This window comes from Methanosarcina barkeri 3 (genome assembly GCF_000970305.1).
Taxonomy (GTDB): Archaea; Halobacteriota; Methanosarcinia; order Methanosarcinales; family Methanosarcinaceae; genus Methanosarcina; species Methanosarcina barkeri_A.
The window spans coordinates 3,906,012-3,921,064 of sequence record NZ_CP009517.1 but is presented as its reverse complement, the minus strand read 5'-3'; the positions used below and the strand labels follow the sequence as shown (position 1 = coordinate 3,921,064).

Here is a 15,053-nt window from a genome sequence, read left to right as displayed (position 1 = left end):
GGTTTCCATCTTTAAGAAAACTACGGATCAGCGGAATTGCCCTTCGCGGACGTGAGGATGCTTACGGCTTGAGGGTAACGGCAAACATCAAGGGTTCTGATCACAATTATCATTTCCGCAATGTAGTTTCAAGCTGGGTTAGAGCATCTTCTATCCCAAGCCTCCGATAAATTAGGTAATTCCCTCGCCTTGCCAACAACTACAACCTATGACATGGAATCCACTGTCTTGCGCAATTAATAGAAGCTTTGCATTCTTGAATTCTTCTGAAGCCGGCTTCAGTGGTATGATCATATGGACCAATTTTTCGGTGTTCTCTACCGCCCGCACCTCCAAACCCTCCGGCACGTCAACTCCTTCTTCCTTAAGCACAGCCATCGTGTCTGCGAGTAGGCGCTGTTTGAAGGACTCGTCATTCCAAGCTTTAGTAATAACCTGACCTATCTTTTTGCCTTGTTCTTGCTTATTCATTATACCCCCCTCTTTAGAATTTTCTTTTACCTTAAAGAAACACAACTATAAACGTTCGTATTTACAATAAGTTCTTAGAAATTTCAGCATTTATAGCTGCAATATCTCGTTAGGTTGTATCATGGTTATATTATAAAACTACGATTATATTAGTTTAATCAATATTCCTCAAGCTTTCCCATATAATATTTTGAGAAAGAACATGATTCTACCTTCGTGCAAAGAGTCGATTCAAATGTAAAGTACATAAAGTCACTTTAGGTTTGTAATATTAAGCATAAGATCCAGTCAACAGTGTTCTAATAGGAGTGATTATGTGATATCGGCAAAGCTTGAAGAAATATTCAGACTGCTTGAGGCTGAATTCGATTTGAATAAATGGCTTAAAACAAAAATAGAAGCAGCTCTTCTTGATAAAAATCCGTTTATGATAGTAGATATGTGAGTTTGCTTAACTTTCATGCAGAGAATTTGTGCTCAATCCGTCTTTTTTATTATATCCCATACAGTAAAAAGTCACAATAGCCTTTAAGTGTTACTTTACTTTAAAAATGTTTTAAAAAATCAGAGAAGATTAAAAAATTGTCAAAAAAGTTACACTTTATGTAAAATTCTCGAGTAGTATACAAGTTTTTGAAGTTATAATTAATAAAACAAAATTATTCTAAGATAAAAAAGTGGCTCTCTTTCATCAGGGTCTGTTTAAATTGTAACAAACGAAATTATGCTGATATGGAGAGTGCTTCCCAGAGTAAAGAGTTATTCGAAAAAATATCTTCATTCCTCAAGAAAGAAGGAGCAATAAAGGTAGCTATTTTTGGCTTTTATGCAAGAGAAGAAGAAAGACCGGAATGTGATATCGACGTTCTTGTAAGGTTTTCCGAAACGAAAGGTCTGCTCACTATGGTTAGAATTGAGAGAGAGTTATCGGAGTTTCTTGGAGTAAAAGTAGATTTACTAACCGAAGGATCGATAAGCCCATACCTTATTGAAGGAATTAAAAAAGAAGCAAAAGTGATCTCTGCATGAGAAATAATGGATTTCAAAAATAGGCCTGAACTTATAGGGATGAAATTAACAAATCGGTCATTTCTGCAACTGTGAGAACCTTTTTTAGCCAAAGATAACAAGTCCATATTCATGAAAGAAGTATACGAACAAAATAGTATACGAACAAAATATTGGAAAGCTTGTATTATGAATAATTTCATGAAAATTGACAGAAAAGTAAGTGGTTTTTTGCTTAAGATACGAACGTTTTGAGATACAACGTTCGTATTTTAAAGTTGCGAAAGTATAAGTTTCACAAGAGAACCTGAATATTATTGCAAATAACGTTTTATATATTTAAAAAGTGAAATTATTTTGGGATAAAAGATCCCTTTGCCATCAGCAAAAAAGGTATTAACGGTCTCTCACGAACCTTTTTTGCTGATAACAAGAAGATTATATTACTTCACCAAATTGTAAGCCCATTCGATCCATTCACAGAGGCATTGTAAATCCTCTTTCTCGACGGTAGCACCGCACCAGATACGCAAACCCGAAGGAGCATCACGGTAAGAACCGATATCATAAGCAACTTTTTCTTTTTCAAGTGTTTTAATCAGTTCTTTAAGCTTTTCGTCGGATAAATCAACTTTAAAGCAGACACTGGTACTGGACCTTGTCTCTTTTGTTTCCGCTAAAAAATGAATCCAGTCGTTTTTAGCAACAAATGCCTCTAAGACCTCCAGATTTTCATTTGTCCGCTGGATAAGTTGTTTAAGCCCTCCGACAGACTCTGCCCATTTTAGTGTTGCCAGCCAGTCTTCATTAGCCAGCATGGATGGGGTGTTAATAGTAGAGCCTTCAAAAATATCCTTATTCAGTTTACCGCCTTTGGTCAGTCGGAAAATTTTGGGCAATGGCCAGGCAGGAGTATAGCTTTCTAAGCGCTGAACAGCCCGCGGAGATAAAATCAGCATTCCGTGCCCACCTTCCCCACCTAAAACCTTCTGCCATGAGAAGGTAATGACATCCAATTTATGGTAGGGTATATCCATAGCAAATATAGCAGAGGTGGCATCGCAAAGCGTAAGCCCTTCCCGGTTGTCAGGAATCCAGTCGCCGTTGGGTACTTTGACTCCGCTAGTAGTACCATTCCAGACAAAGACGACATCATTCTTGAAGTCGACCTTCTTTAAATCCGGTAATTTTCCGTATTCTGCCTCTAAAACTCGGGTATCTTTTAATTTTAACTGTTTAGTGATGTCGGTTGCCCATTCTTTACTGAATGATTCCCAAACCAGAACATCAACTCCACGGCACCCCAGCATAGACCACATGCACATTTCAAAAGCGCCTGTATCGGAAGCCGGTACAATACCTACCAGATAATCATCAGGAAGGCCAAGCATATCTCTTGTTCTTTTAATTGCTTCAGCTAATTTTTCCTTGCCAGGTTTGCTCCGGTGTGACCGGCCAAAAGGTGTATCCTTAAGCTCTTCAACAGAATACCCTGGATGTTTGGCACAGGGCCCTGAAGAAAAACAAGGATTTTTAGGAACTTGCGTTGGTTTCATTTTATCTTTTCCTTCTTTGGTACTGTTAAGTCTTAGGGGGATAAAAATTTTTCCAGCTACAGGCGAACATGCAATTATAGCCGCTTCCCGAAGACTTAAGTACCTTACCATATACAATTTCGTTTCATTTGTGTTCGGTTAAGATAGATCTATAAGAAATGTGTTATTTTCGTTGTTATTGTCTGTAAACCTATAAACGCAAACCAAGATGGTTCGATAATTACAGTAGTCACTTTAAAGTTAACGGGTTCCTTAACCGAATACAAATGAATTGGAATTAAAAGTTCAATTAGAATTTACAGAACCTTTGGAGCACTTTCATTTTATTGAATCCCTGGTGTATTTATGCAATAACTTATCTTAACAGTGTATGAATTACGATGAAGAAAGGAAGAAATAAAACACATAATTAGTGTTATAAATTTAATAGTTAGATATTTTTGTGATTTTATTGTATATATTTCCAAAACCGTGATGAAATAACAAAATCCATCGTGAGTCATAAGCATAGGGGCCTGCATGAAAGCTTCTCATGATCTGAGTATCATTCCAATCCCATAGTCTTTGAGGGTTTTCATCAACATTTGGTTTGCTATCCCAATTACCCATTGGATAGTAAAATGCTCCAACGAATTGCACAAACAGTGACCATATAATAAATACTCCAATAAGCCCAAATATTAAAAACTTAAAATATCTATTTGGTTCTTTGGATACTTTATTCATATATAGCCCTAAATATATGGCAAGAACAGGCAAAATTCCAGTTAAATAACGGGGACCATAACAATGTCCTCCCCACCACCAGAAAAAAATGCTATATACCATTATTTCGAGTATGCATGCTAAACCAAGAGCATAAAGGAGAAATCTAAGTTTTTCATTTGGAAGGTCCTTTATTGTTAAATACCCAAAAACTGAAAATAAAAATACTGGAGTATATATGAATAATCCACGACTTGGACTAAACAGTAACCCAACTAGACGAGAAAGAACTTCCATATTTAACTCCATCCCATCACTTAAACTGGAATAGCCACCCAAAAAATTACCAAAATAATAAATATTATAAATTAAAAGAAAGCTGCCTGATATGATTACTAAGGCAAAAAACCACTTTATATTTTCTTTATTCATCTTAAGAAAAATATATAATATTACAGGTAAAGCAAGGATCGAATCAGAAGGTCTATTTAATATATATAGCCCCGAAAGAAATCCTAAGAAAACATAATTTAATTTGTTTTCAAGCAATTCATTTTTAATTGTAATATAGATCATAGCGGCAAGGAGTAGTTCTACCGTGCCGTGCTGCCAAAGAGCCTGACTACTTATTGTCCATGTGTCGGTCCCAAAACCATAGATTAATGCTGAAATGATTCCGATTTTTTTATTTGTTAAATTTTTTATAGATAAGTAAACGAAAATGCAAGAAAGTGAAGCAATTGAAGACGCGCTTAACTTTTCCATTAAAAGCACAATAGATTGAAAACTCGGATTAAACATATCTATTGGACAAGAGGAAATTTTCAGCAAGATATATGTAACTAAATACAAAGGAGTGATTATTAAAGGGGTAACTATTGGATATTGAGATAAGTAATGGCCATCAATTTGTCTAAACATATATGGATTATTAATTGTCTCGATATATGCTCCGAAGCTGTCTAAGTTCACACAACGGTGCTCCAAAATACAAAATGGCAATAGAGATGTAGGAAGGGTATCCCCACTAATGATTGATCTCATATTCAGGTTATAAACTAAAAAAAATAATGTGAACAAAGAAATTAATTCATGCTTGCTTACAAGCATTCTGAGGCAATTTTGTAATGGATTTAAAATTCTATTAAATTCCAATACTTTTCTTGTGTTTAATGTGAATTTCATTTTTTATCTCAGCCAATAGTTGGTTATTATTCCACTGGTAGTATAGCAAATTTGCTGCAAAATTACGAAATTTCTAGCAGTCTTAGAGTTAAAAATTCAATATCATGAGATCAATTTTATCTATTGTATATAAATACTGGACTTCAAATCTACAGCAAATTGGCTACACTGCCTTCATTGTATTCGGTTATATCAAGGTCAGTTTACTTTTTCCAACGTTAAGTTATTTAAAATTTCCCAACTTTCAGTATAAAAGGACCTACGCACAATTACAACTTTACCAAATCTGATTTTTATTATAAGTATGTTGGTCCAAATGAAGTTTATTTAGTTTCTAAAAACTTCTGTAGAATTGTGAATGAGCTTATTTCATCTGTAAAATTATGAATGAACCTGTTCCATCTATAAAATTATGAATGAACCTGTTCCATCTATAAAATTATGAATGAGCCTATTCCAAAAGCAATATTGGTTGAAATTATAAATTTATCTTCATGTCATTCACGTGAAATCGATGATATTCTATGGGAATCCATGGAACCTTCTCTTCCTTCACAGAAACCATATAAAGGAGGGCCACGTGAAAATACGAGGAAGTTAATTAACGGTATTTTGTACGTTGTTATGACAGGTTGTATGTGGAAAGACATTCATTGAAAATATGGATCTAAGTCAACAGTGCATAAATTCCATCTATATCTGTGTGAACATTGTATCTATCAGAAGATTTTCAATGAACTTTTAAACAAAGGTTACGAATTGAAGAAACAGATCTTTCTCTTTTTTTTACTGATACAAAGGATATTCCAGCTAAAAAGAGGGGAATATCGGACACTGTAACCATGAAAAAATAAAAGAAATTGAATTAAGTTTTTTAGTATATTTGCAGGATCTAACTCTCTCGATTACACGATTATTCTCTGCGTATAGAAGTAATAGTTTATCAGGCTGATCTGGCCTGACCTTAGTAGATTTCACTCTACCCGGGCACGTGCCACACAGATTAGATGCTCACCTACTTGGGAAAAATGTATAGGCTTTATTAAAAAACCTATACATGGAAAAAGAAAGAGTTAATCTCACTTCACACTAATTTAATTATTTTTTAACTACTTTTACGCAAATCCCTTCAACACGTCTACTCTGACCGCGTGTACCACAAAACTCCCCATCACTAAACCAGCTTGTATCTCCGGTGCCCTGAAGGTGAGCCATATATTTTACAGTGAATTCAGAAGCATGCTTTCCGGTTAATTTAATTGCAAACCCTTCAAGTCGCCTACTCTGTCCGCGTGTGCCTATAAACTGTCCTTCTGATACCCACGGGACATCTCCAATGTCTTCCAGGTGTGCCATGTATTGCATGCTCAGGCCATCCAGTCGGGGATTGAATGAAAGTTGAAATCCTTCTAAACGTCTACTCTGGCCACGTGTGCCTGCAAATTCATCTTCATGGAAGGCTAAATCTCCTATATCTTGCAAATGCACGAGAACATCCATCAGAAGTTGTCTTTCTCGGGTTTGAGAACCCACTACGGAACTTGTCACAGTTGCGTTCATAGTCATTGTTATTTTCTCCTTCAGAAATTCATTAATCACTATGGTAAATTTCTGCAAGAGTCCTACAGCACAAACGTATATAATTTTTTCCAACTGTCGATCTTGAGCTCTACAGAGGAGTGACTGATGGGTGAGACAGATTATGGAAAGTGTAGAAACTTATCAGTCGAATGAGAGTTTAGTAAATCTCTATTATTTCAGTAAACGCCTTTCATAATTTTTTTCATTGGAAACTAATTTATGGATAATATAAATTTTCCATATTATTTCCTCGGTCTTGATGCTAAAATAAGGTTAAAATAATCATGTTCATTAAAAATTCCGCCAGGATTAATAGACAAAAGGGTTTCATTAATATCTTTTTTAAATGTTTTAATTCGATTACCAAAATATTTAGGTGAGGCAAAGGAACTGGAAAATAACCACCCTATGATACTCTCAACAGTCCAGGTTCGAACAATTTCGATTTCCTTTGATTCAACAACACTAAAAGCTGAACGACTAATTATATTCTCCCACGGCTCAGGCGATTCTTTGAAGATTCCTTTTCCAGCACGGCGTTCCTCGCCCAAATATTTTTGAACAACCTTTTTAACTGCATGTTGCCATTCTTCTTCGCCAGTCCAAAAACTTCCATCACTAATAATAGCTATTCCGCCATCCTCGCTAATAAGGCTATCAAGATCTGTTAGCACTTTATTTTGATCCATCCAATGAAAAGCTCTACAAATAGTTGCAAGTTTGAAAATTCCTAATCCATTTTTTCTCTTCATTAAATCTTCAGCATAACAATTTACTAAAATAATCTTTTGCTTTAAATTCATTCTTTCCATTTCTTTTTTGGCTTGCTTTAACATCTCCAGGTCTGAATCCAAACAAACCATTTCATTGCATTTACCATCCATAGCAATTGCCATTTGGCAAGTACCACATCCGATATCCAAAATTCTATCTACCGGTTTAATATCAAACTGTTCAACAATTATTTGGACTGCTTCTTCTGGAACATTTGGCCTATATTTTGCATAATATTCATAAGTGCCATAAAACAATGTTGAATCGTATCCCACTTTTTCAACTCAATTATTATATTCATATTTATATTCATATTCATATTTATATTCATATTCATATTTATATTCATATTTCACTATTAATCAGCATTCTATGAATATAAGAAATATTGTCTGTACCAGTTTTCGTCGTTGAAATTTGAATCATTAGCTTTTTGAAAACCTTATGCTTTGAGATTGGTGAAAGGTACTGTTTTGAGTTTGATTCTGGAACAACTTCCGATGTAATCAAAAGCTATGTTGAAATGAGGGAAATCAGGAAGAAAAAGAAGCATACCACCAAGTGAAAATAATCGAACTATAGTAGCCATTAAAACCAGAACGCTAGCGCAACTTTATTTGTTCAAGCTTTTATGATATAAAGAATGATTATTTTTCAGGATTATAAAATTCTCCAACTACTATTGAACTTATAAAATACCCAGCCCTTGTAGATTGATAGTACCATTCGATTAATTAGTTATACTAAATGTTTATAATATTTTGTGTTGTTATATATACCAGTATATTGGTCAATGGCATAAACTTATTCAAGTAAATAATAAATTAAAGTAAATTCTAGGAAAGCAACAAATCGAATCATCAAAGAAACGCTTTCGTGTTTGTAAATTGAACTATAATAAACTCTAAAGAAGTGTTAATTACGGAAAAGTTAGTTAAAGTGATTATATATTTTATAGCTCTCGGTTTCATAATTTTTATTATTAGTGTTTTACTTCTAGGTAGATAATGCTTTGAAATTATCCTACTGTTTTGAAATTATCGCATTTTCCAACAAATCAGGTAGAAGATTACAGTATAATATAAGCAACCTTTTGAAACTAGAGACATAGCAAGATGTTCAGATAAAAACGAAGCCATTTTCCAAATGAAAACATTTTTAACTTTAATTTCAAAAAAGGAGGATTGACAGGCCGACAAATTAGGGATATTATTGGTGGTGTTTATTATTACTAGTTAGGGAATTTAAAGGAGGAAATTTTTTCTTCTAACAAGTAGACTGGTCGACCCGCTGGATTTACATAGAACTATAAGTATAAAAAACTATTGATAATTATTATTCAGTAACTATCTTACTGACAATTTCTCATCCAATAGTTTGGTTATCGGCAGTAACCTGGATCACCGCATTTTCTTACCTGCTCTCTGGTAGCTCTTGCCTGATTTTTGTAAAATTATTCTGTATTCAAAGGTAATAGTTTATCAGGCAGGTCTGTCTCTTTTTAGTAGATTTTCCTCTACAGGACATGTGACACATAGATAAGATGCTAACACATTTTCTTTTGTAATTGAGCGAAACTGCAGGATTATTTTTTGCAACAAACCATATTAAATGTCTGAGTTTTATCTGAAGAGTCTGATAACTATGTGTATATGCAGGAGTTGAATTTCATTATATTTTTGGATCCTTAAACGTTAAATAGAGAATAGAAACGATTTATTATTACCGAAGTGCTCCATGCATTCTCGGTATCTGGAAAATCAAGGGACATTTTAACGGTTTAAAAGTTAAACAGTAGAGTGGTGGGATTATGGTATCAGTGAGTAAGAGATGGATTTTAGATAACGTTCAAATGTTGTACTGCACCAGTGGAGTACTTGACCTTGAAGATATCAAGGATTTCGAGGAACCTAAAGAGGGTTTTGAAACAAATCTGGGTCATAATGAAAAGCTGGAAATCGAGAAAGGGGAAAGAAGGGAAACGTTCCATATCTTTATTCCTGGTGGGTTTGGATGGGCTGAAGCATTCCCTTTCACTGCACACCCCGAAGAAACCAGTGAATATTAAGTTATTATAAAGGATGTTGATTTTGTACACATTCTACGCTGTGGTTACCATCTTTCTCGGTCTTTTGCTTTTAATTGCGCTAGTAGTACTCGGGATAAAAATAACTGTTGCAAAGAGATTCACTGTTAACCTAAGGCAGCGTGGTTGATTTTCTGTAATTCAACACTTAGGCGGGGTAGAAGTCCCTTACTAAAAAGTATTTCTTTAGTTCTCCCTCCATAAAAGGGAGATTGTTTTCTCCATTCCCTTATTCCACCACAGCAATGCAGACGAATGTAGGCAGCTTCAATTTGTTTTTATCTATGTCCACTTAGTATTTTATGGATAACTCATTGATCAGTGTTGATTTCAAAGTCCAATTTTACTGTCATTTTATTTGCTTACTTCACCGGTGTCTCTACTGCTTTCCTTTTTTTTAGGGCAACAATAATTATTCTCAATAAACCTCATTCCTCTTCCATCGCCACCGAGTCGGAAAATTAGATTGGAACCACAGTTCGGACAGCTTGTGGGCCGATTCTGTTTGTCTTCTGGTTCCCATATATGATCACACTCTTTACAGATATAATCGACCTTGCATTCACCAGTACTAACATATTCTCCTCCGGAAATCTCGATCGCTTTTCCGTTGACAAGAGCATCAGCCACCTTCTGTCGTGCCTTTTGGAGGTCACTCCAGAAAGTTTTCCGTGATACTCCCATCCTGTCAGCAGCCTCATTCTGCTCTATCTTAAGAAGGTCGCAAAGACGAATAGCCTCAATCTCTTCTATGGATAGGTTGGTGATCTCCAGACAGCAAAGAGGGATCTCTCTGGGTTTATAATAGGTGGCCTTTGGAAAACAAGATATCCTGCGCTTAACTCTATTGACCATCAGACTACACTATGTGACACGTAATAAATATCTATCGATCGATATATTTCATTAAATCGTTTTAAGTATTGACCATAACATCGTCATTAAAGGACTAGAGTGAATATCAACTACTCTTAAAACATAGACTACCCTTAAACACAGATTACTCTTAAACACAAATTACTCTTAAAATACAAACTATCGTCAATCAATGGCAACATACTTCCAAAATTAATTCTTAGATTTAATTAGACCGAAACCATAACTTGGACAGTTTTCGTGACTTTTGACACTTCACTTTATTTAGTTGATCGTCAAAATACGCAAATGTGTAGTATTATATATAACTAACGCTACAACCTTTAACTCTTGATAAATTAATAAACTCTAAATTCATTTTTACAACTCTGCGTTTTAAGTACAAATACAATAGCTGTAAGTTCCTAATTGTATAAACTCGATTACAACTGCGACGTTTACTTAATATCTTTATATCATATGTTTTTTAATCCTGAGGTTGTTTTCTACCTCTTACATCTGATTTAACGTAAAAATCCTGCTAATTAATGTACTTTCTTTTTACATCTTATTCAGTTATTTAATGTACTTTCTTTTTACATCTTATTCAGTTATTTAATGTACTACCCTTATGAAAAATAAGTGCATAATGCTGTTTTTTACGATCTACCATAGATTGACGGTTCTTATGAGTTTATATAGAATTTATTATACTATGGACTTTTGTTTTTATATTTAATCTAAACAGAAATGAAAACTATATATACCACGTCGCTTATGTGTAATTTAGAGGTTATCTGAAAAGTGCTGTGACCTACTGTAATTTCTACAATCAGCGATCACAATGAACGGATTCCGGATAATAAACACTAATTGTCCAGTTGTAATTATACAACATGCGTGGACTTTTCGGGTAATCTCTAAGATCTCTTTTATTCTGAGATCACAATATTTACCATTTAATAACTTGCCCACTTGAAATCTTTATAAGGCAGTGGACTCTCAACTCCTTAATAATCAAAGAGTTAACTGCTTACTTTTTTATTTTATATTTTAATCGATCAAAAATGGAAACTATTTATACTGCGCGCGTATGTGTAATTTATACGTTTATCTGAAAAGTGCTGTGACTACTATACCTTTTACAATCGGCCGATCCCAAATGAATGATCCCGGATAATAACCGCCAATTGCCCAGTTGTAAATTATACAGCATGCGTAGGACTTTTTGGATAGTCTCCAGGATCTCTTTTATTATCTGAGATCACAACGCTTCCCATTATAGAACTTACTCACTTGATGTCTAAAATAAAAGCAGTGAACTTCCAACTCTCTACAAGTTCATATTTTAACGCTTATTTTTATTTTTATATTTATACCGAACAAAAATGGAAGCTATTTATAACACGTCGCTTATGTGTAATTTAAGAGTTTATCTGAAAAGTGCTGTGACCTACTGTAACTTCTACAATCGGCAGATCATAAGTGAACGGATTCCGGATAATGAACACTAATTGTCTAATTGTAAATTTACAACATGCATAGAACTTTTCGGATAGTCTCCAGGATCTCTTTTATTCTGAGATCACAACGCTTCCCATTATAGAACTTACTCACTTGATGTCTAAAATAAAAGCAGTGAACTTCCAACTCTCTAAAAATTCAAGTTTTAACTGCTTAATTTACTGTACTTGATTTTGTTTTGTGAGTGTGTAAATTCTATAAAAAGTTAAAAACGACCTACTAAAAATGTCATTTAAATAGCTGGAACTTTCAAGCAGACACCAATAATTGGATAATCATTATCTGTATGCTAAATATTGTAAACGCAATCGTCTGCAAAGCGACTTTAAACGTATTTAGGAGGTAAAGCTAAAATGAGTAAATTAACTACCGGGAGTTTTTCTATAGAAGATCTAGAATCCGTTCAGATCACTATCAATAATATTGTAGGAGCAGCAAAGGAGGTTGCCAAAGAAGCAGAAGAAAAAGAGCTAGGACCAATGGGCCCGACTCCTCTTGCAAGCATGGCAGCTTATAGAAATGACTGGAACTTACTCCTGCTCAAACGCTATGAGCCTGTCTTGACCCCCATGTGTGACCAGTGCTGCTACTGTACTTATGGACCATGTGACCTATCTGGAAACAAGAGAGGTGCCTGTGGTATTGACATGGCAGGCCAAACAGGAAGGGAATTTTTCCTCCGTGTAATTACAGGTACTGCATGCCACGCTGCTCACGGTCGCCACCTGCTTGATCATGTAATAGAAGTCTTTGGTGAAGACTATCCTATCAACCTCGGAGAATCTAATGTCCTGACTCCAAACGTCACAATCTGTACAGGATACAGCCCGAAGACCCTTGGAGAATGCAGAGCCCCAATGGAGTACGTTGAGGAACAGCTCACTCAACTTCTTGCAACCATTCACGCAGGACAGGAAAGCGCAGAAATTGACTACGATTCAAAAGCCCTTTTCAGCGGCAGTCTTGACCACGTCGGTATGGAGATTTCCGATATTGCTCAGATCTCAGCATATGACTTCCCGAAAGCTGATCCTGAAGCTCCACTTATTGAAATCGGTATGGGAACCATAGACAAGTCCAAGCCACTTATTGTTGCAATCGGACACAACGTTGCCGGTGTAACCTATATTATGGACTACATGGAAGACAACAATCTGGTCGACAAGATGGAAATTGCCGGCCTTTGCTGTACCGCATTCGATATGACCAGGTACAAAGAGGCTGACAAGAGAGTCCCATACGCCAAGATCGTTGGGTCGCTAGCAAAAGAACTGAAGGTTATCCGCTCCGGAATGCCTGATGTTATTGTTGTCGACGAACAGTGCGTCCGTGGTGATGTTTTATCCGAGTCCCAGAAACTCAAGATCCCTGTGATCGCTTCTAACGAAAAAATTCTGATGGGCTTGCCAGACCGTACAGACGCAGATGTAGATTCAATAGTTGAGGAAATCAAGTCAGGGGCAATTCCTGGTTGTGTAATGCTGGACTATGACAAGCTTGGAGAACTTGTCCCGAAGATTGCCGAAGTAATGGCTCCAATCCGCGATGCAGAAGGCATAACAGCAATTCCGACTGATGAGGAATTCAAAGCATATATCGACAAATGTGCCAAGTGTGGAGAATGCTTGCTTGCATGCCCAGAAGAGCAGGATATTCCAGAAGCCATGGAATATGCAGCAAAAGGAAGCTACGAGTACCTTGAAGCTATCCACGATGTCTGTATCGGGTGCCGCCGCTGCGAACAGGTCTGTAAGAAGGATATCCCAATCTTAAATGTAATTGAGAAAGCTGCACAGAAAGCTATCAGCGAAGAGAAAGGATTGGTTAGAGCGGGCAGAGGACAGGCAAGTGACGCAGAAATCAGGAAAGAAGGCCTGAACCTTGTTATGGGAACTACTCCTGGTATCATCGCTATTATCGGATGCCCGAATTACCCGAGCGGTACTAAAGATGTCTACCTGATTGCCGAAGAGTTCCTGAAGAGAAACTACCTCCTGGCTGTAAGCGGTTGTTCTGCAATGGACATCGGTATGTACAAGGACGAAGAAGGCAAAACACTTTACGAAAGGTACCCAGGTACATTCGCAGGCGGCGGACTGCTTAACACTGGTTCCTGTGTGTCCAACGCACACATCAGTGGGGCTGCCGAGAAAGTTGCCGGAATCTTTGCTCAGAGAAACCTGGCAGGAAACCTTGCTGAAATTGCGGACTATACTCTCAACCGTGTAGGTGCATGCGGACTTGCCTGGGGTGGATACTCACAGAAGGCTGCTTCAATAGGTACCGGATGTAATATCTATGGTATCCCTGCAGTGCTCGGCCCCCACGGTTCCAAGTATAGGAGAGCTCTGATTGCCAAAAACTATGACGAGTCCAAGTGGAAAGTCTATGATGCAAGAGACGGCTCAGAGATGAACATCCCACCAGCACCGGAATTCCTGCTGACAACTGCAGAAACCTGGCAAGAAGCACTCCCGATGATGGCAAAGGCTTGCATCCGCCCGTCAGATAACAACATGGGTAGATCCATCAAGCTCACCCACTGGATGGAGCTTTCCAAGAAGTACCTCGGTGTGGAACCCGATGACTGGTGGAAGTTCGTCAGAAGCGAGGCTGACCTCCCGCTTGCCAAGCGTGAAGAGCTCCTCAAGAGACTGGAATCAGAGCACGGCTGGGAAATTGACTGGAAGCGAAGGAAGATTATCTCCGGTCCGAAGATCAAGTTCGATGTCTCAGCACAGCCAACTAACCTTAAGAGACTTTGCAAGGGGGCCTGAAAATGGTAGACACTACCAAAAACACCAAGCTCTTCACCAGCTACGGAGTAACAACTGCAAAAGCAACAACTCCCGAGATCGCAGCTAAACTGATTGGAAAAGCAAAGAGGCCACTTCTTGTGGTTGGGACCAAAGCGCTTGACCCGGAACTTCTTGATAGGGCAGTGAAGATTGCAAAAGCAAAAAATATCCCAATTGCAGCCACCGGTAGCTCTATGCCTGGTTTTGTTGACAAGGATGTAGATGCAAAGTACATTAACCTGCACCAGCTGGGCTTTTATGTAATAGACAAGAACTGGCCTGGACTTGATGGCAATGGGACCTATGATACCCTCATTGTCTTGGGACACATAAAATACTACATCAACCAGGTACTGTCCGGAACTAAAAACTTCAGCGATATGAAATCAATTGCAATTGACAGAAACTATATCCAGAACGCAACGATGTCTTTCGGAAACCTTAGTAAGGCAGACCACTATGCTGCCCTGGATGAACTTATTAATGCATTATAATTTGGATTTAGGAGGC

Annotated in this window: 12 protein-coding genes; 6 read left to right on the top strand and 6 right to left on the bottom strand. The window is 37.0% G+C overall.

Translation table 11 applies throughout. The features are described from left to right. Positions 1–171 precede the first annotated feature (171 nt). Positions 172–471: an NHLP leader peptide family RiPP precursor gene (locus tag MSBR3_RS15975; protein ID WP_052723443.1), complete on the bottom strand. Its 300-nt coding sequence runs from the start codon at positions 469–471 to the stop codon at positions 172–174. Between the two features lie 316 nt (positions 472–787). Between MSBR3_RS15975 and MSBR3_RS21555 the strand changes: the two genes are divergently transcribed. Further along, on the top strand, positions 788–916 hold the full coding sequence (locus MSBR3_RS21555; protein ID WP_268989096.1) for a hypothetical protein: 129 nt from the start codon (positions 788–790) through the stop codon (positions 914–916). Positions 917–1,203: 287 nt separating this feature from the next. Further along, positions 1,204–1,500: a nucleotidyltransferase family protein gene (locus MSBR3_RS15970; protein WP_048109157.1), complete on the top strand. Its 297-nt coding sequence runs from the start codon at positions 1,204–1,206 to the stop codon at positions 1,498–1,500. A 422-nt stretch (positions 1,501–1,922) separates the two neighbouring features. On the opposite strand, the gene MSBR3_RS15965 is transcribed toward MSBR3_RS15970, so the two are convergent. Further along, positions 1,923–3,035 carry a phosphoserine transaminase gene (locus MSBR3_RS15965; protein ID WP_048110633.1) on the bottom strand — a complete coding sequence of 371 codons (1,113 nt, stop codon included), beginning with the start codon at positions 3,033–3,035 and terminating at the stop codon, positions 1,923–1,925. 423 nt (positions 3,036–3,458) lie between these two features. After that, positions 3,459–4,925, bottom strand: a complete 1,467-nt coding sequence (locus tag MSBR3_RS15960) for a glycosyltransferase family 39 protein (RefSeq protein ID WP_048109156.1) — start codon at positions 4,923–4,925, stop codon at positions 3,459–3,461. A gap of 441 nt (positions 4,926–5,366) precedes the next feature. Between MSBR3_RS15960 and MSBR3_RS20485 the strand changes: the two genes are divergently transcribed. Then, on the top strand, positions 5,367–5,582 hold the full coding sequence (locus tag MSBR3_RS20485; protein WP_155396840.1) for a transposase: 216 nt from the start codon (positions 5,367–5,369) through the stop codon (positions 5,580–5,582). Between the two features lie 441 nt (positions 5,583–6,023). Here MSBR3_RS20485 and MSBR3_RS15955 read toward each other — a convergent pair whose 3' ends face one another. Both MSBR3_RS15955 and MSBR3_RS15950 read right to left on the bottom strand, forming a co-directional pair. Beyond that, positions 6,024–6,491, bottom strand: coding sequence for a hypothetical protein (locus tag MSBR3_RS15955; RefSeq protein WP_155396839.1), 468 nt, complete (start codon positions 6,489–6,491; stop codon positions 6,024–6,026). Between the two features lie 257 nt (positions 6,492–6,748). After that, entirely contained in the window at positions 6,749–7,555 is an 807-nt protein-coding gene (locus MSBR3_RS15950; RefSeq protein ID WP_080942341.1) for a class I SAM-dependent methyltransferase, read from the bottom strand. A gap of 1,535 nt (positions 7,556–9,090) precedes the next feature. Here MSBR3_RS15950 and MSBR3_RS15945 point away from each other — a divergent pair. Next, complete coding sequence (locus tag MSBR3_RS15945) at positions 9,091–9,348, top strand: hypothetical protein (RefSeq protein WP_048109155.1); 258 nt, start codon at positions 9,091–9,093, stop codon at positions 9,346–9,348. A gap of 372 nt (positions 9,349–9,720) precedes the next feature. On the opposite strand, the gene MSBR3_RS21800 is transcribed toward MSBR3_RS15945, so the two are convergent. Next, positions 9,721–10,221: a DUF134 domain-containing protein gene (locus tag MSBR3_RS21800; RefSeq protein ID WP_048109154.1), complete on the bottom strand. Its 501-nt coding sequence runs from the start codon at positions 10,219–10,221 to the stop codon at positions 9,721–9,723. A 1,877-nt stretch (positions 10,222–12,098) separates the two neighbouring features. On the opposite strand from MSBR3_RS21800, the gene cdhA reads away from it, so the two are divergent. Continuing rightward, complete coding sequence (gene cdhA, locus MSBR3_RS15935) at positions 12,099–14,522, top strand: CO dehydrogenase/acetyl-CoA synthase complex subunit alpha (protein WP_048109153.1); 2,424 nt, start codon at positions 12,099–12,101, stop codon at positions 14,520–14,522. A 2-nt stretch (positions 14,523–14,524) separates the two neighbouring features. Next, on the top strand, positions 14,525–15,037 hold the full coding sequence (gene cdhB, locus MSBR3_RS15930) for a CO dehydrogenase/acetyl-CoA synthase complex subunit epsilon (RefSeq protein WP_048109152.1): 513 nt from the start codon (positions 14,525–14,527) through the stop codon (positions 15,035–15,037). Positions 15,038–15,053: the final 16 nt, after the last annotated feature.

Excerpts from the sequence above, each read along its gene's own strand:
- MSBR3_RS15975 (WP_052723443.1), bottom strand. The coding sequence starts at position 471 with ATGAATAAGCAAGAACAAGGCAAAAAGATAGGTCAGGTTATTACTAAA.
- MSBR3_RS15970 (WP_048109157.1), top strand. The coding sequence starts at position 1,204 with ATGGAGAGTGCTTCCCAGAGTAAAGAGTTATTCGAAAAAATATCTTCA.
- MSBR3_RS15965 (WP_048110633.1), bottom strand. The coding sequence starts at position 3,035 with ATGAAACCAACGCAAGTTCCTAAAAATCCTTGTTTTTCTTCAGGGCCC.
- MSBR3_RS15960 (WP_048109156.1), bottom strand. The coding sequence starts at position 4,925 with ATGAAATTCACATTAAACACAAGAAAAGTATTGGAATTTAATAGAATT.
- MSBR3_RS20485 (WP_155396840.1), top strand. The coding sequence starts at position 5,367 with ATGAATGAGCCTATTCCAAAAGCAATATTGGTTGAAATTATAAATTTA.
- MSBR3_RS15955 (WP_155396839.1), bottom strand. The coding sequence starts at position 6,491 with ATGACTATGAACGCAACTGTGACAAGTTCCGTAGTGGGTTCTCAAACC.
- MSBR3_RS15945 (WP_048109155.1), top strand. The coding sequence starts at position 9,091 with ATGGTATCAGTGAGTAAGAGATGGATTTTAGATAACGTTCAAATGTTG.
- MSBR3_RS21800 (WP_048109154.1), bottom strand. The coding sequence starts at position 10,221 with ATGGTCAATAGAGTTAAGCGCAGGATATCTTGTTTTCCAAAGGCCACC.
- cdhA (WP_048109153.1), top strand. The coding sequence starts at position 12,099 with ATGAGTAAATTAACTACCGGGAGTTTTTCTATAGAAGATCTAGAATCC.
- cdhB (WP_048109152.1), top strand. The coding sequence starts at position 14,525 with ATGGTAGACACTACCAAAAACACCAAGCTCTTCACCAGCTACGGAGTA.